Raw genomic sequence first — 19,515 nt, 5'->3', positions numbered from 1 at the left:
TTTTATCTCGGTCTCCGATACATTAAGGCACGTTCACTATCACTAGTGCCACGTGTGGTTGGATCGACAATGACCCCCATTAACACAAAAATGGATAAGACTGTATTTAAAATAGATGATATTTGCTCACTCATCACACCTGTAAAATCATAGCCAAAAATTGCAGCCACTTGTTGTGCGAGTAAGAGCAACAATGAAAATAGCCCTAGTAAAAATGGAATATGTTGAAGACGAACCTTCCAATTAATTCTCATAAAAGCTCACCTCCCCCCCTCTTGCCACAGTATATGCATAGTGGTTATGTGACACATATGCAAAAATGGAACTCTTGCCAAGTTACTAGGATTTTTTGATAATATTTTGTGATGCAAGCTATTTTCAAATATAGAAAGTGAAGGAATTTTTTTCATGAATAACATGTTCATATATTTAGTTTACTTAGAGCCCTCTCAAGAATGAGAAGGTTTTTTTCATGTAAAAATTTTTGTACATTTTTTTACCAAATCATTGACAATGGATACCATAAGCTATATGGTTAGTTACACAAGTAATTAACCAACTAACAAGTGAGGTGGATTGTGATTCATTCTTTAAATAACGAAAAGCCCATTTTCCAACAAATACGTGAAAGAATAGAAGATGCCATTCTAGATGGACAGCTACAGCCTGAAGATCGCATTCCATCTACAAATGAGTTTGCAAAAGAATACCAGATTAATCCTGCAACTGCTGGGAAAGGCGTGAATGAATTAGTGGATAAGGGCGTCATTTATAAAAAGAGAGGTGTCGGTATGTTTGTACATGCAGACGCCAAAAATATTTTAATTACTGAGCGTAAAGAAAGCTTTTTCCAGCAACATATTGAACCATTGAAAAAGGAAGCAAGTCGTCTAGGCATTTCAGATGAAGAGTTACAAAAATTGATACTAGGGGGATCATGAATGAAAATTAATGTGAGCAATGTCACGAAATCCTATAAACATAAAGCAGCTTTGAAAAATATCTCCTTCACCATGGAGGGACCAAAGATTATTGGCCTTTTAGGTCACAATGGAGCTGGTAAAACAACTTTTTTAAATTTATTATCAGGCCTCATCTCTACAACAAGCGGAGAAATTTTAGTTAACGGAGAAAATGTCTTCAATGCCCCTTCCACATTACGTGATATTTGCTTTGTCGCTGAAAGTGGCAACTTTCAAGAAGAAATGACCATTGCCCAAACATTAAAGGCCAATCACTTCTTTTATCCAAAATGGGATGAAGAGCTAGCTCAAGAACTGCTACAAGTATTTGCCCTGAATCCAAAAGATAAAGTGCGTAATCTTTCAAAAGGGATGGTCTCTGCACTTGGAATTATTACAGGCTTTGCGAGTTGTACAGCTATAACTATATTTGATGAACCTTATATCGGTTTAGATGTAGCAGCGCGTAATATGTTTTATGATTTGTTAATTGAGCAGCAAACAGAAAATCCGCGATTATTTATTCTATCTACACATTTAATCGATGAGGCAAGCGAGCTATTTGAGGAAATTTTCATTCTACATGAGGGCGAACTTTTGCTCCAAAAGACCACTGATGAATGGCGAGAGCATATTGTGGCTGTAAAAGGCAATGCCTCAGATGTTGAGAGAGCAATTGGGGATTTACAAGTAATCTATCAACATACATTTATGCAAGAGATGACAGCTATTGTCTTCGCAAATGGTCAATCCATTGAAGATCAGAACATTACGCTTGAATCTGTCTCTCTTCAAGATATGCTCGTCTATTTAAGTAAACAGAAAGTGAGGCTGGGGCGATGAACACGATGAAAGGCAGTTTTTATATCTTATTTCAAAGCTATAAGAAGCAAAATATTATTTTTTGGAGCATTTTATTTTCTATCGTGCTTTTGTCATTTTTCTTAGATGCATTTTTTGGTCAATATGTATCATTTGCTATGACTATTTCAATTCCTGTTTATATTTTTTACAGTATGATGGCAACAAAACTTCTCAATAAAACCTTACCCTATTTTTTAAAGCTAGGATTAAGTCGTCAGCAATATATGTTGTATGTCGGGCTATTTTTTATCAGCTGGAGTCTGGTCGGTGCCTTGATTATTGCGTGTGCTCATCAAATCATTTCTTATGTTTCTACCCTATTCAATATCAAAGATATTATTATCATCCACCCTATCTTATTTTTTGATATTACCCATTCATTTTTCCAAACAGTAGTATTGGATACGGTCTTGCTTTTATTTTGTCTAAGTTCTGGCCTTCTCCTTAACGTTGTTTTTTATCGTTTAGGCATACTAGGAGGCTATAGCTTAATTGGTTTCCTTGCATTAATACCTATATTAATGGTGATCTTTGAATGGTATTCTCCGTTGTATAAACTGTTAGCCAATTCATCTATATTAGCGATTTTAGGGAGCATGTTTGTTTTTAGTATTTTCCTCTATCTAGTTATTTCAGCTAGTATGCGAAAGGTTTCTGTAAATCCTGTATAAATAGAATAGGAGGAAGATAATAACATGAACCCAAAAATGTTGATAAAAATAATTGGTTTAGAGTCTCTACTCATATTTTTCTATGTTTTAAATGGTGCCTTTGTTTCTATCAAACAACCTTTAAGCCCTTTTCTACAGTTTGCGCTGTTAATCCCATTTGCATTAGGGCTCTTCATGTATATAGCGGCGAAAAAGAAATGGAGAGTATATTTCTTTTATCCTATTAAAAAGAATCATTTCTTCATCACCTTACCACTTCTTCTTATTTTAGGCATCATCTTAGTAAGCACAAAAGGATTGAATATGACATCTATTAGTGATTTAATTGTCATGTTTATCATGCAAACTTTCATAGTAGCGTTTATTGAGGAGTCTGTATTTAGAGGCATTATGCTACGCATGCTATTAGCAAAAGGGGCTTTTTCTGCTGTCTGGATTTCTAGTATATTGTTTGGCGTCACACATGCGTTACAATTACTAGGTGGCCAATCTGTAGAAGATACGATTCTTCAAATCATCTATGCTCTTTTAGTTGGCCTTGTTCTAGCTTTACTTGTATTGGAAGGTCAATCAATTATCGTAACAATTATTTTCCATGGACTGAATAATTTCTTCAACATTATGGGAAATACGGAAGGCTCCATGTTAAGTGCCTATCTTATCATTTTTGTACTCTTTATCTACATGCTTACGTTATGGAGACGTCTAAAGAAAATCGATCACAATCTATTTATGAAAAATGCCAAGTCCATTTAAGACTTGGCATTTTAGTTAGAAGAGTAGATGACCAACCAATGCTGCAATTGGAAGAGAAATAAGCGTACGTAGTATAAATAAGACGACTAAATCCAAAAACTTCAATGGAATTTTTGTACCTAAAATAAGTCCACCTACCTCAGACATATAGATCAGCTGTGACACAGAAACAACAGCAATAACAAATCTAGTAACTTCCGATTCAATCCCTGCACCTAAAATAGAGGGTAGAAACATATCGGCAAAGCCTACGACCATTGTTTGCGCTGCTTCAGCCGCTTCAGGCAAGCCAAGGACGGTTAAAATTGGTTCAAACGGTTTTCCTAAAATCGCAAAAATACTTGTAAATTCAGCAAGCATTAAGGCAATTGTCCCAAAAGCCATAACGATAGGGGCCACACCTACCCATAAATCAATTACATTTCTAGAGCCATCTTTGAAAAATTGTCGAGGATCACGATTTGCATGTGCAACAGCAAGTGCATTTTCTAAACCATGTGAAACAGAATTATAGCCCTCTGGTAATTTCTCACGTGAATAATCCACTGGTGTCCCATCTATATATGTATCCTCCTTTTTCGCAAGTGGATAGATTCGAGGCATAATAATGGCTAATACAATTCCACAAAGTACTACTGTCAAATAATAAGGAATAAAATAGCGTGCCAAATGTACAGTATCCAATACAACGATACAGAATGTGATGGACACTACTGAGAAACTTGTGGCAATAATCGCAGCTTCTTTTTTTGTGTAGTTCCCCATCTCATATTGTTTACTGGTCATTAACACACCTATTGTGCCATCACCTACCCATGACGTAAGAGCATCGATTGAAGAACGCCCTGGACTTTTAAACAGTGGCCGCATAATTTTCACCATCATTGTCCCGAAAAATTCAAGTAAACCGAAGTTTGTTAAAAATGGTAAAAGGAAACCCGCAAACAAAAAAATGGTAAATAAAAACGTCACAAGTCCCTCATTTGGATCCATGAGAAGTCCACCCGTATTTTCATTATTGATGGCAGAAGGTCCAAAATTGAAGACCACCATTGAAGCAAAGGCTAAACCGATAATACGAGTAATTGTCCAAAACCAATTAACATAAAACAATGTATCCAACATACTAGGTTCTTTAGCATTTTTACGAGGGATAAATTTCGCTATAAGTGCACCAATTGCAGAGATGGCAAACATTCCAATTGTAAAATAGCTAATGATCGGGGCCACAATCCCCGCTAAAACATTGGCTAATATGGCAATGGGTACTTTCCAGCCCTCTTCCGTTAAAATGGGGGTCATAAATAGAAAGACACCAATTAAAGACGGAATAATGAAGTAAAAATATGTAGCAACAGAATACTTTTTCATTTTTTTATAAAACCTCATCTCTTTTAATCTCAATAATTTATGTATTTTGCATAACAACAATTAAAATAGTGTTTATAAGAAACATTTATTTATCAATTGTTGAACTACTATATAAGCAAAAATATGTTGTTTTCATTCAATATCTCATCCCTCCTTCTGCTATAGAACGATTTTAAAAGCTTTGAAGTATTGAGCATTAAACAGAAAAACACTCAAATTATTCATGTTTTTATAACATAAACGTGATATAAAACTATTGTAAACGCTACAACGCAATTGGTTCAACCTCACAATATTCAGAATATTTATACATTCATAAAATAAAAGCCTAACTTCTTAATTAGAAATTAGACTCCTTTGAATTAGCTAGTAATTCTATGATACATCAATGATTTTTTAATTATTTTATTGGACCTTTCGTAACTTCAGTCAGTTTTGAATTGATAGCAAAGATTTTTGCGTTAATAGTAGTGATTCCAAATTCAGCTAGCCTTTTTGAATGCATTGCTATATATTGTTCAGCTGTGCGTTTTGATTCAAATAGATAGATGCCGCCCGCTTCGTTTGTTTCAGGGCTCTCTGTCCAAATTTTCCACAAAAGTCCTTCCTCTTCATAAATACTTTTTGCTAAGTCAGAAAACGCTTCTGCCATCACATCACCAAATGGTCCATCCAATTTAAAATCTACCTGTAATACGTATGTCATTGCCATTCTCCTCATTATTTAGTAGTAATATAACATTCACCAAGTATTTCCTTCATTTCATATTGATCTGATGAAAGCTCTTTTTTCACATAAGATATAACCTCTGACTTTTCCAAATCATACATAACTTCAATTTCTTTCGAAAATAGAAGCTTTTCTTTTCCAAGCAAGCTTAAAAGAGATGGCAGTTGTTTTGGTTGCAGCTCTTCAAAATTGAGAACCTGTTTGAGTCCTTCCACATAGTTTACAAATGGACGCCCACCAACAATTTTCAACCCTTTATTATCTTCATTCATCATAATAATAGTTGGAAATCCTCTTACGCCCAGATTTCTTGCAAGGTCAAAATCTTCATTTAATAACTGTTGCCCGCTTGTTTGTTCTGATTCGTTTACAATAGCCGCTCCATCAAGCCCCAGTCTATTTACAATGTCAATCATAACGGATGTATCTGCAATATTTTGATTAAATACGAATAGCGCTTCTCTTGCTCTGCGCAAATATTCAAATGCTATAGCATCATGCTGATTTTTTTGAATCACTTTAAAAACACGAGATGGTGGATAGGATGATTGCACTGGATTGTTCATCATCACTGTTCCATCTATTGGCATGCGATAATATTCTCCAACTTCTCTCCAGTGTCCTACAACGTCGGCAGGTCCAGATATTCCATTAGCAGGGTCTACTGGACCATCACCCCATTTTTCTAGTAATCCTCCCATAATCGTATGAAAGTTAAAATAGTGTCCGTACTGCTCGATAAAACGTCGAAGAACGGGTTCGAGTGCCCAACAATGAGAACATATTGGATCAGTTACATAGTATACTTCAATGGATTTCTTTGGTTGATTAAAATCAATTATCCCTAATTCCTCCTCGCCAGCTACTCCACATACACCTGTCTCTAAATCACAAACCATTGGATGATTCTTCAATTGACTATCCCCTTTTCTTACTTTCATTAAATATAAATATATAACTCTCTTATTTGCCTTACAGTTGTATTTTATTCATAATAAAATCATCAATAAACCAATAATCTATTTGAATTGTTGTTTATACAACACTTTGAAGAAATTGTTTAAAAAGGAGTGTAAGTAATGACCTCATCTAAGACAGATCTTCGTGTTATACGGACTCGTAAATTAATCATGGATTCTTTCATTACACTTTCTAGTAAAAAAGAGTTCAAGGATATAACGGTTAAGGATATTACGACAGAGGCTATGATTAATCGTGCGACTTTTTATTATCACTTTGAAGATATATATGATTTGTTAGAGAAGGTCCTATCAGAAGTATTATTAATTAATTTGAATGATGACTTTCTACAACATAACGAACTTAATGAAGGAGCTTTCATTATTCTCTTTAAAGCGATAACTAATTTTCAAAAGTCATTGTCTAATCGTTGTCATAGAGGCTATGAAGAGACAATTGCTCGCATTATTAGAGAGCAGCTTGAAATTATCTTTTACAAAATGTTATTGAAACAAAATGCAGCGACAGAGAACGAAGCGTTAAAAATGACTGCTGTAATATTAAGCTGGGGAATCTATGGCGCTTCTATAGAATGGAGAACTAGCAATCAGGAGATACAGCCCGAAGAATTTATCAAACCTGCAATTCCTTATTTAATGGCAGGTATTGATGGCAAAAATAAAAGTGAATAAACACCTATGAAATGCTATAAGTGTTTACTCACTTTTGGTGGTTTAGAGATTTTGTTGTTATGATTATCTTTTTATTTTTGGACAGGAGATACAATAATCATTTGCTTCATCAGAGGTATGATAATAGAAACAACATGTTTTTCTCAAGCGTACAGGTTGCTCCGATTCCATAATTGTCACTTTAGGACCACAATAGTCCGTCAAAGGATTTTTTCTCTCTCCAAAAATGGAGCCTGGTGCTAGGTTTACAATATAGTGATAATCCTCTTGTATACGAGCCTTTTCTTGCTCACTGGCTCCTTCCCCTATTTTCGTTTCATAGAGCCAATTCACATAAATAGCTGTGTTTTCCCATAAGATTGTTTTTGGAATTTTACTTATTTTCGCTAATGACTGCCAAACCTTCGCTAAATTATTCGCAAAGATTTCTCTAAGAACCTCATCACGCCATTTTTCACGGTCTTCAGTAGGTATTGACACTGTGCGATCGATTAGCCGAATAGTAGGAAGCCAAGGTTTTGAATATTCCGCTTCTACCCACATATTTTCAATTCTGCAATGTAGTCCTTTATCGTATCTGGACATAGCATAGAAGGCTGAAGCTATCGTTAAGACGCTATAGCGCTTCGCAAACAACGATGCCGTAACTAGGATAGAAGGCGATTGAAAGAAATGGGCAATTTTTTGCAAATAATCTAGAGCTTGTTCATTGTCCAATAAATTTTTGGCATATAAAGAGTATGTAGCATCTACTGCAGGCTCTATCGACAATCGATACTCTCTTAGTAACACGGATGTTTCTTCAGCTGACAGTGATAGGCTCAACAGATCCCTACCTCCTCTAATTCCACTGTTTGAACTGTTCGCCCCTTGCCATGTGGCACACATAAAGGTGTACCAAAGAGCGGATCTTTAATAATGGTACAATCCATACGAAAAACAGCCTGGACCATCTCTGCTGTCACCACTTCCTCTGGCTTGCCTTGGGCATAAACCTGTTTATTACGTACCGCCACAATATGATGGGCATAGCGACAGGCTAAGTTTAAATCGTGTAATACCATAACGACGGTACGCCCTTCCTTGTCATTTAAATCAAATAGTAAATCTAAAATTTCTACTTGGTGTGCCATATCTAAATAAGTTGTAGGTTCATCTAGTAAAATAAGATCTGTTTTTTGCGCTAATGTCATAGCAATCCATACACGTTGCCGCTGACCACCCGATAATGCATCTACTGGACGATCGGCAAATTCAGTCATCTGCGTTACTGCAAGCGCATTGTTTACAATTTTTTCATCCTCCGTAGACCATTGCTTTAACCAACTTTGGTGTGGATAACGACCTTGCTTAATCAATTGCTGAACAGTTAATCCTTCTGGTGCAACAGGGCCCTGCGGCAGAATAGCTAAACGTTTCGCTACCTCTTTCGTTGAAATGGCATCTAGTTTATTCTCATCTAAAAAAATTTCACCCGACTTCGCTTTTTGTAATCGTGCAAATGTCCGAAGTAGTGTAGATTTTCCACAACCGTTGGCCCCAACTAGTACTGTAATTTTTCCTTTTGGTATTTGAAGATTCAAATCCTCTAAAATAAGATTTTCTCCATAGCTTACATGTAAATTTTGTGCTTCTAAGACATGTTTCAAATTCCTGTCACCTTCTTCTCCGGCTTTTAACTTTTTTATCATGAAGCTTTATTGATTGCGCGTTCTAAATAATAAATAAATAAAGAATGGTGCGCCAATTGCAGCAGTAAAGACTCCTGTAGGTAAATCCTTCGGTAAAAAGGCTGTGCGTGCCACCATATCAGCCACAATGACAATGATTCCACCTATAATAGCTGTCACAGGAATTAATCCTGCAAAGGAACGCCCAACAAGCATTCTGCTCATATGAGGGGCCACTAATCCAACAAAGGCAATGCCACCGGCAAAAGCTACTGCAGAACCAGCTAGCATGACACTAATGAGTAGAAAAAGTAAACGATACACTTGTACTTTTACTCCTAGCCCTATCGCTATTTCATCGCCTAATTCCTTCACATTCACCGTTCTTGCTAAAATAAATGTTAGTGGCACTAAAATGACTAGCCACGGTAATAGCAAATAGACATCCTGCATATTGGCCCCATACAAACTACCTGTCAGCCATAAATAGGCTTTCGTTGTAGCGGCTACATTACTGATTACAAGCAGCATCGTCACAACCGCCTTTGCTAAAGCTGAGATGCCAATTCCAATTAGTACCATTCGAATTGGTGTGACTCCTTTTCTCCATGATAGTAGGTAAATGATGAAGGAGACAATACCAGCACCTAATATAGCAGCTAACGGTAAAAATTGAATGCTGACTGATCCCATAAAGTACACGATAAAAATAATTGCCCCCATCGATGCTCCGCTCGTTATACCAATAATATCTGGGGCAGCAAGAGGATTACGGATAATTCCTTGTAAAATTAAACCGGCAACTCCCAGCGCAGCACCAACTAATAAGGCCATCAACACACGCGGGAGCCTTAATGTATGTAAGACAAAATCGTAATCTCCATTGCCATAGCCTAATAATTCTTTCACCACTGTGACAGGATGGATAAACTCGCTCCCCGCAGATAAACCAAGAACCGTAATGAGGACTAATAATAAGCTTAAAAGTAGTAGAATCCAAGCCGTTCTTTTAGCAATTTGAAAAGATATACGATTAGTTTTCGTTCTAACCGACACATAATTAGGCATTTTTTGCTAACCCCTTTCGTGCAATATAAATAAAGAAAGGAGCTCCGATTAAGGCAGTCATGACACCAATCGGCATTTCCAATGGCATAATCACATATCTTGCCGCAATATCAGCCAACAGTAGCAATATTGCTCCCAATACGGCACTGTAGGGAATAATCCAGCGATAATCTGTGCCAACAAGTTGGATCGCCATATGAGGGACAATCAAGCCAATAAACCCTATTGAACCTGCAACAGCTACTGAACTGCCTGCCAGTATGATAATAATTATGCCTAGTGTGATTTTCGTGAGCATTGTTCGTTGTCCTAATCCTTTGGCAATATCATCTCCTGATTGTAAAATATTGATTGAACGCCCCATAAATATTGCCACAACTGTCACTCCTAAAATAAACGGTAGGACAGGCACGAGCATTTCAATACTACGCCCCGATACAGAACCTGCTAACCAAAACAGGACACTTTGTAAACCTTGTTCATCGATGACTAAAAGCCCCTGCGTAAACGAGACAAAAAGAGCTGTAATCGCTGCACCAGCTAATACTATTTTTATCGGTGTTAACCCATCTCTTCCTAATGAGCCTAGGAAAAAAACCATCGCCCCCGCTGCACCTGCCCCTAAAAAGGCAATCCACATATAGCTCATTAAAGATTGAACGGAAAAAAGAGTAATAGCACTGACAATAAAAAATATGGCCCCTGCATTAATACCTAAAATATCAGGAGCTGCTAAAGGATTTCTTGTTAATGCTCGCATTAATGCGCCCGCAATGGCAAGGCTTGCGCCAACTACTGTAGCGATCACAGCTCTTGTAAATCTAGATGTTCGAATAATGACATGCTCCTTATTAGCAGCATCAAAATGAAAAATAGCATCATAGATTGACGAAAAAGGTATGGACGTTTGACCAATAGCTATGCTGAATATAAATGCCAGCAAAAGAATCAAACAGCTGATGAATAAACCTATTTGTTTCATCGGTGTACTGGAAAGAATAATTCTCATGTTATGCCAACTTTCTTGATCCACAATTTAGCTTATGTAGGTTTCAATTATGCTCAAACACTACAATGAGAGGGCTGTTATTCAAGTATTCTCTAACACTTTTAACAGCCCATCCTCCATTCACTATTTTTCTAATTCAAACTTGTCATAAATATCATCTAGCATTAAATTAGCACTAGTAATACCACCTGCTAGATTCCAATTAATTTCATCTACCTGATAAACTTGATTCGCTTTCACTGCGTCAAGCTCTTTCCAAAGTGGATGGTTTGTCCAATCTTCATAAGTTTTTTTCACTGTCTCATCATTTTCCATAAACATATAAATAACATCAGCATTCATTTGTGTGATGCTTTCCTTGTCAGTTAGCTTCACAATTTCTAAAGAATCATCTGTTAAATTTTTAGGACCTTGGAATCCAAGCTCAGATAAAATAGAACCCGCATAACCTGTCACATAAATACGAGCATGGTCTGCTCTGAAGTTGACAACAGAAACATGGAATGGCCATTTATCGCCAAGCTTCTCTTTGATTTTTGTTTGGAAATCAGCTACTCGTGTATCCCAATCGCCAAGTAATTCATTCACCTTATCTTCTTGATTCATTGCTTGACCCATCATTTCAGCTGTTCCTTTGAAATCGAAAACCGTTTCATGAGCAACTGTTGGTGCAATCTGCGATAACTGATCATAAATTTCTTCATGACGTACTTTAGAAGCAATAATTAAATCTGGTTTAAGCTTTGCAATTTCTTCAAGGTTTGGTTGTGTTTCTTGTCCTACAATTGCAACGCCATCAAGCTCATTCTTCATATAATTATAAACAGGCGCTTCTGCCCAAGATTCTACTACCCCAACTGGTTTAATGCCCATAGCAACTGCAACATCTGTTGCGCCTTGATATAGTGTAACGATTTTTGTAGGTGTGCCTTCAATCGTTGTAGTACCCATTGCATGTGTAATCTCACGACTAGAAGATTCTGATTCAGTGTTGCTTTCTTCTGCTTTGTCGTTCTCTTGTGAACTACTGGAGTTCGATGTTTTCTCCCCACACCCAACTAATAATAACGCGAAGGTTAATAGTAGTGTGAAAAGTACAAAAAAGTTCTTTTTTTGCAGTGATAATTTTGGCATACATTTCCTCCTAAGAAATAATCGACAACGATAATCATTATCAATTAAAGAGTATACTGTACGATTGTTTTATTGACAATATCTATTTTTTCAAAAAACATACTTTTTTAATAAAAATTTATTTTACATTATGACGCTAGGAAGAACGTTATTTGAAAAACCTATTCATCGTGTTGAAAACCAAGCATTTGGATGGTTGTTAGACTCATTATCTTCACTTTAAAAATATGTGCTATTTTGTTCACTACTGTTAGACATGAAAGAAGTTTTGCAGCATGATCAGGGGAGGATCATCGCCCTTTGGAAAGGACGATGATGGAACGGAAAACACCTCGCCCTGCGAAATTGCTTTTCTTGCCGTTGACATCATCATTTTCAACAATATGTCATGCTTTCATTTCACTCAAAGATGTAGGCAAATTGATTATAGATTTTCTACTATTTTAGTTACTTGTTAGATTTACCTATGCATTAATAGGCAAATAAATAGACCCTATCGACGTATATCTCATATCTTAATAATGAACTACAACTTATCAAAACAGGAGGTAATAACATGTTTCAACGAAGACGCCACCCGGCTAAAGGTCCACACTGCTGTCCGCCACAAATGATGCCAATGCAATATGATCCACCACAATTTTTACCACCAGAGCAATATGTACGCACAAATTATATCCATACAGTTGTTCCACACGTACAACCTGCACATGTTACAACAGTGAACAAACATATGATTGATCATCAGTATTATTTCCCATGCACAGAATCTGTCGTGAATGAATGCTGTGAAACACATACAATGTGCGGTATGCCACCTAACCCTTGCCATATGCCACACCATCATAAACATATGCGCTAATACTAAAATAACGATGGGGTTGTCAGATGACCCCATCGTTCCTAATATGTTCAGAAAAAAACCGAGTACCCTTTATCAGGCACTCGGTATCTTTATGATTAATACATTTTTAAATATTGATCGCGTTCCCATTGATGAACAGTTGTACGGTACATATCGAACTCGATTTCTTTTGCTTCTTTAAAGTTTGCATAAATATGCTCACCTAATGCTTCCTGTGCTACTTGATCTTTAGCAAGTAATGTTAGTGCATCATCAAGTGCTGCAGGTAGGTTTTCAATACCATTTGCTTGACGCTCTTCTTCCGACATCACATAGATGTTGCGGTTAATAGCAGCAGGTGGTGTTAGGCTTTGACGAATACCTTCAAGACCTGCTTCTAAAATAACAGCCATCGCTAAATATGGGTTTGCAGAAGGGTCTACAGAGCGTACTTCAACACGAGTTGAAAGGCCACGTGCAGATGGAATACGAATTAATGGTGAACGGTTTTGTGCAGACCATGCTACATAACATGGTGCTTCATAACCTGGTACTAGACGTTTATAAGAGTTAACTGTTGGGTTTGTTACAGCTGTGAAACCTTGTACGTGTGCAAGAACACCCGCCATGAATTGCATAGCTGTTTCAGAAAGACCTAATTCTGTAGATTCATCATAGAACGCATTTTCTTTGCCTTTAAATAGTGACACGTTAAAGTGCATACCAGAGCCCGCTTCACCAAATAGTGGTTTTGGCATAAATGTAGCGTGTAAGCCATGTTTACGAGCGATTGTTTTAACAACTAATTTGAATGTTTGGATGTTATCACACGCAGTAACAGCATCCGCATATTTAAAGTCGATTTCGTGTTGTCCTGGAGCTACCTCATGGTGTGATGCTTCAATTTCAAAGCCCATTTCTTCTAGCTCTAACACGATATCACGACGGCAATTTTCACCAAGGTCTGTTGGCGCTAAATCGAAATAACCACCATGGTCATTTACTTCTAATGTTGGTTCGCCTTTTGCATCTAATTTGAATAAGAAGAATTCTGGCTCAGGCCCTAAATTGAAGCTTGAGAAGCCCATTTCTTCCATTTTTTTAAGAATTCGTTTTAGGTTGTTACGTGGGTCACCAGCAAACGGTTCGCCTTTCGCAGTGTATACATCACAGATAAAACGTGCTACTTTCCCTTTTTCAGAAGTCCAAGGGAATACTACGAAAGTATCAAGATCAGGATATAAATACATATCAGATTCTTCGATTCGAACGAAACCTTCAATAGATGAGCCATCAAACATCATTTTATTTTCAAGTGCTTTGTCTAATTGACTTACAGGAATCTCAACATTTTTGATAGTGCCAAGAATATCTGTAAATTGTAAACGAATAAAGCTTACGTTTTTTTCTTCGATGAGACGTTTAATGTCCTCTTTTGTGTATTTACCCACAGTTTTCCACACTCCTATAATTTGTCTAGCTTTTATGTTTACCCTACCCTATTTATTAATAGAATCGAGATAAATCCCCTCTTCGGATGGACGATTTTTGCATGCGCTGTGCTTGACGCATTTCTTCGCGCATAATTTGGCGTAATTCTGAATCACTTAAATCTTGCTCATCAGTTGTTGCAACAGGATTTTTCTTTTTAGCAAATATTTTTTTAATCTTCGCCATATTCATACCCTGTTCTAAGTAATCTTTAACCTCAAGCAATGTGTCGACGTCATTTAGTGAAAACATACGTCGATTGCCTTCTGTTCGGTGCGGCTCAATTAAATGGTGTTCTTCATAATAACGAATTTGTCTTGCCGAAAGCTCTGTTAATTGCATCACGATACTCATCGATAATAACGGCATAGTTCGTCTAATTTCACGACTCATTTAAGTCCTCCTCCAATACCCGCTTATCATATAACGAAATTTTTTTACTGTCAACCAACCATGTAAGGTTATCTAACATGGTTGGCACTATTTTTTTCAATTCGATTAAAAATTGTAAAAAACTATTCATATTTAGGCTTTATCTATTGTCTTGTTATGCTTTTTGAATGGCTTGAACCGCACTGCAAATAGCAAATTTAACGTGTTCATATGTTAGTCCCCCCTGGATAAATGCTGTATATGGAGGTCGTATTGGGCCATCCGCTGTTAGCTCAATGCTAGACCCTTGAATAAATGTTCCAGCTGCCATAATGACATCATCTTCATAGCCTGGCATATAGGCTGGTTCAGGAGCATAATGGGCATTTATCGGTGAGTTCGCTTGTATTTCACGACAAAAATCAATCATTTGCTGAGCCGTTTGGAACGATACTGATTGAATTAAATCTGTACGCTTCGCGTGATAGCTCGGAGAAGTGCTCATGCCGATTTCCTCAAGCATTGCAGCTGTAAATATCGCCCCTTTTAGTGCTTGCGATACAACATGTGGTGCTAGGAAAAACCCTTGATAAAAATCACCTAGTGTATTTAATGTGGCCCCCGCTTCTGCTCCAATACCTGGAGATGTCATACGATAGGCACATTTCTCCACTAAATCTGCGCGTCCAGCAATATAGCCACCAATTTTAGCCAAGCCTCCACCTGGATTTTTAATGAGCGATCCTGCCATTAAGTCAGCCCCGACCTCTGTAGGTTCCTGCGCCTCTACAAACTCGCCATAGCAGTTATCTACAAAAATAATAGCTTTCGGAGCTAATTTACGTACCTTTACACACATTTCTGCAATTTCTTCAATTGTAAAGGATGGACGTGTTGCGTAGCCTTTTGAACGCTGAATCGCAATCATTTTGGTTTGTGCTGTAATGGCCTCTTCAACACCTGCCCAATCAATGACCTGATTATCTAGTAAATCCACATGTCGATAACTGATTTTATAATCTTTCAGTGAACCTGTATCTTTATCACCACCATCGACAATGGATTGCAATGTATCATATGGCTGACCCGAAATATAAAGCAGCTCATCACCAGGACGCAAAACACCGAATAGACTAAGCGTGATTGCATGTGTGCCTGAAATAATTTGCGGTCGGACTATGGCTGCCTCTGCACCAAATACTTCCGCATAAACACGCTCTAGATTATCCCGCCCCTCATCATCATAGCCATAGCCGTTTGATGGGTGTAAATGATAATCACTTACTTGATGCTTTCTGAAAGCTGCTAGCACCTTCTGCTGATTGTAGAACGCCATTTCTTCTACCTTGGCATGATAAGGCCGAACTTGCTCCTCTACTTTTGCCGCTAACGATAGCGTTTCTGTTGATAAATTTGATGTAAACGTCATTCTTTCTTCTCCATTTCACAATGTCTCGCATTTCAATCAGTAAGATTTATTGACTATCTAAATTGACTTCAATCACTCTAGAATTCCCTAACCAACTACTGGTATATGAACGCTTTTGACGAATGTTTTTCTTTATTTTAATCACATTTTATCAATTTGTATGTGCACCTGTAAAACTTGCCTATTGTTTCTAAGAGGATTTTACGCTAAGCTAATGTGCGGACTCATTTCAAGATGCGTATTTAATGACCGATTTTGGCTATTAAATTCATAGATTCTGTTACGTAAAAAGTCTTTTAACTTTTAATAAAGTTTATTTATTGATAGAAGGGGTGAAAGGGATGGCTTGGGAGGTTTTTAGTATTATAGGAACAATTGCCTTTGCTATTTCTGGGGCAATTATTGCCATGGAAGAAGAATACGATTTATTCGGTGTATATATACTTGGTATTGTGACTGCTTTTGGTGGAGGAGCTATCCGAAATTTACTCATTGGACTACCTGTCACAACACTTTGGGGACAGGATATGATGTTTCAAATAGCGCTTGCTGCGATTACGATATTCTTTATTTTTCCGCATCATCTGATTCAACATTGGCATCGTTGGGGTAACTTCACAGATGCGATTGGCTTATCAGCATTCGCTATTCAAGGCGCACTCTATGCTGTTAAGCTTGATATGCCAGTAAGCGCAGTCATTGTAGCTGCTGTTTTGACAGGTTCAGGTGGGGGTATTGTACGAGATTTATTAGCTAGAAGAAAACCATTAGTTCTCCGTGATGAAGTTTATGGTGTTTGGGCAGCTCTTGCAGGATTGCTAATCGGATTCGAGGTTTTTACAGGAGACATTTTCCTTTATATTTTATTCGCAGTGATTACAGCTTTACGTATTCTTTCCTATATGATGAAGTGGCGCTTGCCATTACGAAAGTTAAATCGTGCATAAACACCATTCAGCCAATGACCAAAAATTAAGTCATTGGCTGTTTTATTGTTTTTATCTTTTTAACAACTGCATTGATTCTTCTAAAGTCGCCATGTTTTTCATCATCGAGCAAGCTGCATCTAAAATAGGAAAGGCTAAGGCTGCTCCAGAACCTTCGCCTAAACGCATATTCATGTGCAACATTGGTTCAATGCCTAGTAAGGCAGCGGCAATTTTTGCCCCTGGTTCCTCTGAAGCATGGGAAGGAATGATATAATCGATTACTTTTGGTTCGAGCTTATAAGCAATGAGGGCTGCTATAGTTGAAATAAATCCATCAATGACAACGGGTTTACGATGGGCAGTAGCGCCAAGAATAATACCTGTCATCGCCCCTATCTCTAACCCTCCAACCTTAGCCAGAACATCAATAACATCATTTGGATTAGGCTGATTTAAGGTAATTGCTTTTTCAATAACTGCCGCTTTATAGGCAATGCCTCCTTGGCCTACTCCTGCACCAAACCCCGTTACTTCGATAGGGTTGCATCCCGTCAAAACAGCTAATATCGCAGCACTTGGTGTTGTATTGCCGATGCCCATTTCTCCAGTCCCAAGTACATCAGCACCTTTTATGATTTCCTCAGTGGCCACACGGATTCCTACTTCTATCGATTGAATGGCTTCTTGTTTGGCCATAGCTGGACCTTGTGCCATGTTATCTGTACCATATTTAATTTTATGAATAATGACACCTGCATCAAGTGGAATATCTTCTTTTACACCCACATCTACTGTGACCACCTTTGCATTGGTAATCCCCGCAATCGCACAAACGCCTGTACCCCCCTTAGGAAAATTTAATGTTTGAAAGACCGTAACATCTTGTGGATTCGTGGTTACACCTTCCTCGCAAACACCATGATCTGCAGCACAGACAATCATCACTTTTTTGTCGACCATCGGATATAATTGTCCTGTTATACCAGAGAGCTGTACGGCAAGTGATTCTAGTTTACCCAAGCTACCTGGGGGCTTACAAAGCGCATCAATCCGCTTTCTAGCTTGCTCCATACTTTTCATATCAGCCCCCTGAATGTTTTGAATCGTGTCTTGTAATAATTGCATGATTATTTCTCCTCTCGTTCTCATTAAGACAAAATAAAAAGTCTGTAGTTTATTGTCATGACAAATAAACTACAGACTTTTCCATCATCTATATCTTCTATAGCATGTAGGCAGGTCTCCTGGCTCAAGTTCAACATCTCATAGTACCTTCCCAGCAATTTGCTAGTGGCATACACTACGAAACTCCCTCATACAGTGGCGGGTCCGCTAAAGCTTTTCACTTTATTCCCTATTCTCCCTAGTGGGCACCTATTGCTTTATGTAATTATGTTAAATCTACTTTACAACTTTTTTAGTGTCAAGAGGAAAAAATTTTTTGAGTGTTAACTTAGTACATACTGCTATTCACAATAAAAGCTTATCAAGTGCTTGTCCCAATAAATGAATCCTTCACTTGATTCCTAGTCTTCCATAATTAGTGCTTTTTAGAATTCTCTATGTCTAACACTCGGCTTGTACAAAAATCCATTACTGAATCAATTGCCATAACAAGTAAACTCAGACTTTTCAATCATCTCTATCTTCAATAGCATATGTTCTGCCAATTCACTGAGTAATGTTGAACATAAAAGTTGAAACCTTAATAATCTGTTCAATGTAAACATAAATTATTTCTATGATTAAAATTAGGGTGAGTATCAATAGTAAAACGATGAAAAGTTAGGAGTAGATACGATGAATGCAAAACAATTAAGAAACGCTATTGCTGAAACCTGTGAAACGCACGATAGCCTCTATGCCAAACTCGTAAAACCGATCAATCAGTTGTTAATCAATATCGACGCTTCGATCAGTGAAGAGACAGCAAATAAAATACTAGAAAATTTAAAGTTATTTCATAGTGGTGATAAATACATTACGGAGTGTCATTTCGAGGAGAGTCAAAATTTCTTGAAAGATGGCATTGAGCTTCTCCAAAAAGGGGATTTGGCGAATGGAGCACTACAAATTTATGGAGCTGGTCTAAACTTTGCTAGTTATGCTTCAAAAGTGCAGGGACAAAAAAATGTTAATATCTACAAAAACTTTGAAGAGAATTTTAATTTTATCATGGATGCCTTGAAAAAATAATCATGAAAAAAGAAAGAGTTATACTCTTTCTTTTTTCATGATTTATTTAAATTCTAATTCTCCATCATAAGCCAGCATGCCGCCTTCAAGGTTTGTTACATCAAATCCTTGGGCCTCTAAGTAAGCACACGCATTGGCAGAACGAGCTCCAGCCTTGCATACAATAATATATGGCTTTTCTACATCTAATTCCTCTAAACGTTCAGGGATAGTTCCGAGTGCAATATGTTGAGCACCTGGGATCATGCCATGGGCTACTTCATCCTCTTCACGTACATCGATAATATATAGGTCCTCATTTGCATCTAACAGATCTAATAATTGTGTTGTTTCCATTGTTTTCATAAACTTTGTCCTCCAAAATATC

At 37.4% G+C, this 19,515-nt stretch carries 22 protein-coding genes and 1 riboswitch; of the genes, 8 read left to right on the top strand and 14 right to left on the bottom strand.

Annotated elements, in window-relative coordinates; translation table 11 throughout:
• Window positions 1-2: 2 nt before the first annotated feature.
• Window positions 3-254: a phage holin gene (locus AC1RFD_RS00950; RefSeq protein WP_048391360.1), complete on the bottom strand. Its 252-nt coding sequence runs from the start codon at window positions 252-254 to the stop codon at window positions 3-5.
• 324 nt (window positions 255-578) lie between these two features.
• Between AC1RFD_RS00950 and AC1RFD_RS00945 the strand changes: the two genes are divergently transcribed.
• The 4 genes from AC1RFD_RS00945 to AC1RFD_RS00930 are packed head-to-tail and all read left to right on the top strand — an operon-like array spanning window position 579 to window position 3,253.
• Window positions 579-941, top strand: a complete 363-nt coding sequence (locus AC1RFD_RS00945) for a GntR family transcriptional regulator (protein ID WP_054550578.1) — start codon at window positions 579-581, stop codon at window positions 939-941.
• A complete protein-coding gene (locus tag AC1RFD_RS00940; RefSeq protein WP_054550577.1) occupies window positions 942-1,805 on the top strand; it encodes an ABC transporter ATP-binding protein in 864 nt (287 codons plus the stop codon).
• Window positions 1,802-2,497: a hypothetical protein gene (locus AC1RFD_RS00935; RefSeq protein WP_054550576.1), complete on the top strand. Its 696-nt coding sequence runs from the start codon at window positions 1,802-1,804 to the stop codon at window positions 2,495-2,497. Before AC1RFD_RS00940 ends, AC1RFD_RS00935 begins: the two co-directional genes overlap by 4 nt.
• Window positions 2,498-2,521: 24 nt before the next feature.
• A complete protein-coding gene (locus AC1RFD_RS00930) occupies window positions 2,522-3,253 on the top strand; it encodes a CPBP family intramembrane glutamic endopeptidase (RefSeq protein ID WP_054550575.1) in 732 nt (243 codons plus the stop codon).
• 15 nt (window positions 3,254-3,268) lie between these two features.
• Here the strand turns inward: AC1RFD_RS00930 and AC1RFD_RS00925 are convergent, their stop codons facing one another.
• The 3 genes from AC1RFD_RS00925 to AC1RFD_RS00915 all read right to left on the bottom strand — a co-directional run bounded on the left by AC1RFD_RS00925 (window position 3,269) and on the right by AC1RFD_RS00915 (window position 6,268).
• Window positions 3,269-4,624: a YjiH family protein gene (locus tag AC1RFD_RS00925; RefSeq protein WP_115673529.1), complete on the bottom strand. Its 1,356-nt coding sequence runs from the start codon at window positions 4,622-4,624 to the stop codon at window positions 3,269-3,271.
• 400 nt (window positions 4,625-5,024) lie between these two features.
• Complete coding sequence (locus AC1RFD_RS00920; protein WP_492474416.1) at window positions 5,025-5,330, bottom strand: monooxygenase; 306 nt, start codon at window positions 5,328-5,330, stop codon at window positions 5,025-5,027.
• A gap of 14 nt (window positions 5,331-5,344) precedes the next feature.
• On the bottom strand, window positions 5,345-6,268 hold the full coding sequence (locus tag AC1RFD_RS00915; RefSeq protein ID WP_492474415.1) for a DsbA family protein: 924 nt from the start codon (window positions 6,266-6,268) through the stop codon (window positions 5,345-5,347).
• 165 nt (window positions 6,269-6,433) lie between these two features.
• Between AC1RFD_RS00915 and AC1RFD_RS00910 the strand changes: the two genes are divergently transcribed.
• On the top strand, window positions 6,434-7,006 hold the full coding sequence (locus AC1RFD_RS00910; RefSeq protein WP_048391376.1) for a TetR/AcrR family transcriptional regulator: 573 nt from the start codon (window positions 6,434-6,436) through the stop codon (window positions 7,004-7,006).
• A 63-nt stretch (window positions 7,007-7,069) separates the two neighbouring features.
• On the opposite strand, the gene AC1RFD_RS00905 is transcribed toward AC1RFD_RS00910, so the two are convergent.
• The 5 genes from AC1RFD_RS00905 to AC1RFD_RS00885 form a co-directional block, all read right to left on the bottom strand.
• Window positions 7,070-7,831 carry an IucA/IucC family C-terminal-domain containing protein gene (locus AC1RFD_RS00905; protein ID WP_048391377.1) on the bottom strand — a complete coding sequence of 254 codons (762 nt, stop codon included), beginning with the start codon at window positions 7,829-7,831 and terminating at the stop codon, window positions 7,070-7,072.
• Window positions 7,828-8,697, bottom strand: coding sequence for an ABC transporter ATP-binding protein (locus AC1RFD_RS00900; protein ID WP_241490017.1), 870 nt, complete (start codon window positions 8,695-8,697; stop codon window positions 7,828-7,830). Before AC1RFD_RS00900 ends, AC1RFD_RS00905 begins: the two co-directional genes overlap by 4 nt.
• 6 nt (window positions 8,698-8,703) lie before the next feature.
• Complete coding sequence (locus AC1RFD_RS00895) at window positions 8,704-9,744, bottom strand: FecCD family ABC transporter permease (RefSeq protein ID WP_054550570.1); 1,041 nt, start codon at window positions 9,742-9,744, stop codon at window positions 8,704-8,706.
• Entirely contained in the window at window positions 9,737-10,753 is a 1,017-nt protein-coding gene (locus AC1RFD_RS00890) for a FecCD family ABC transporter permease (RefSeq protein ID WP_054550569.1), read from the bottom strand. The genes AC1RFD_RS00895 and AC1RFD_RS00890 overlap by 8 nt, the downstream gene beginning before the upstream one ends.
• Before the next feature lie 123 nt (window positions 10,754-10,876).
• Window positions 10,877-11,887, bottom strand: coding sequence for an ABC transporter substrate-binding protein (locus AC1RFD_RS00885; RefSeq protein WP_048391385.1), 1,011 nt, complete (start codon window positions 11,885-11,887; stop codon window positions 10,877-10,879).
• A 556-nt stretch (window positions 11,888-12,443) separates the two neighbouring features.
• Here AC1RFD_RS00885 and AC1RFD_RS00880 point away from each other — a divergent pair.
• Entirely contained in the window at window positions 12,444-12,749 is a 306-nt protein-coding gene (locus tag AC1RFD_RS00880) for a CotD family spore coat protein (RefSeq protein WP_016991980.1), read from the top strand.
• A 98-nt stretch (window positions 12,750-12,847) separates the two neighbouring features.
• Here AC1RFD_RS00880 and glnA read toward each other — a convergent pair whose 3' ends face one another.
• The 3 genes from glnA to AC1RFD_RS00865 form a co-directional block, all read right to left on the bottom strand.
• On the bottom strand, window positions 12,848-14,182 hold the full coding sequence (gene glnA / locus AC1RFD_RS00875) for a type I glutamate--ammonia ligase (protein WP_004225810.1): 1,335 nt from the start codon (window positions 14,180-14,182) through the stop codon (window positions 12,848-12,850).
• 55 nt (window positions 14,183-14,237) lie between these two features.
• A complete protein-coding gene (locus tag AC1RFD_RS00870) occupies window positions 14,238-14,615 on the bottom strand; it encodes a MerR family transcriptional regulator (protein WP_004225812.1) in 378 nt (125 codons plus the stop codon).
• Window positions 14,616-14,769: 154 nt separating this feature from the next.
• On the bottom strand, window positions 14,770-16,023 hold the full coding sequence (locus tag AC1RFD_RS00865; RefSeq protein ID WP_054550567.1) for a methionine gamma-lyase family protein: 1,254 nt from the start codon (window positions 16,021-16,023) through the stop codon (window positions 14,770-14,772).
• A gap of 341 nt (window positions 16,024-16,364) precedes the next feature.
• Here AC1RFD_RS00865 and AC1RFD_RS00860 point away from each other — a divergent pair, with 341 nt between their 5' ends.
• Window positions 16,365-16,970, top strand: coding sequence for a trimeric intracellular cation channel family protein (locus AC1RFD_RS00860; protein ID WP_004225816.1), 606 nt, complete (start codon window positions 16,365-16,367; stop codon window positions 16,968-16,970).
• Window positions 16,971-17,021: 51 nt separating this feature from the next.
• Here AC1RFD_RS00860 and cobT read toward each other — a convergent pair whose 3' ends face one another.
• A complete protein-coding gene (gene cobT, locus AC1RFD_RS00855) occupies window positions 17,022-18,077 on the bottom strand; it encodes a nicotinate-nucleotide--dimethylbenzimidazole phosphoribosyltransferase (protein ID WP_066036571.1) in 1,056 nt (351 codons plus the stop codon).
• A gap of 91 nt (window positions 18,078-18,168) precedes the next feature.
• Window positions 18,169-18,345: riboswitch (cobalamin riboswitch) on the bottom strand.
• Between the two features lie 407 nt (window positions 18,346-18,752).
• Between cobT and AC1RFD_RS00850 the strand changes: the two genes are divergently transcribed.
• Complete coding sequence (locus AC1RFD_RS00850; protein ID WP_048391393.1) at window positions 18,753-19,148, top strand: hypothetical protein; 396 nt, start codon at window positions 18,753-18,755, stop codon at window positions 19,146-19,148.
• A 42-nt stretch (window positions 19,149-19,190) separates the two neighbouring features.
• Here AC1RFD_RS00850 and AC1RFD_RS00845 read toward each other — a convergent pair whose 3' ends face one another.
• Window positions 19,191-19,493, bottom strand: coding sequence for a rhodanese-like domain-containing protein (locus tag AC1RFD_RS00845; protein ID WP_009371183.1), 303 nt, complete (start codon window positions 19,491-19,493; stop codon window positions 19,191-19,193).
• Window positions 19,494-19,515: the final 22 nt, after the last annotated feature.

This window comes from Lysinibacillus sp. GW823-FHT02G10, from assembly GCF_058797135.1.
Note: the sequence above shows the minus strand (reverse complement) of the source record. Positions and strands in the feature narration are given on the sequence as shown.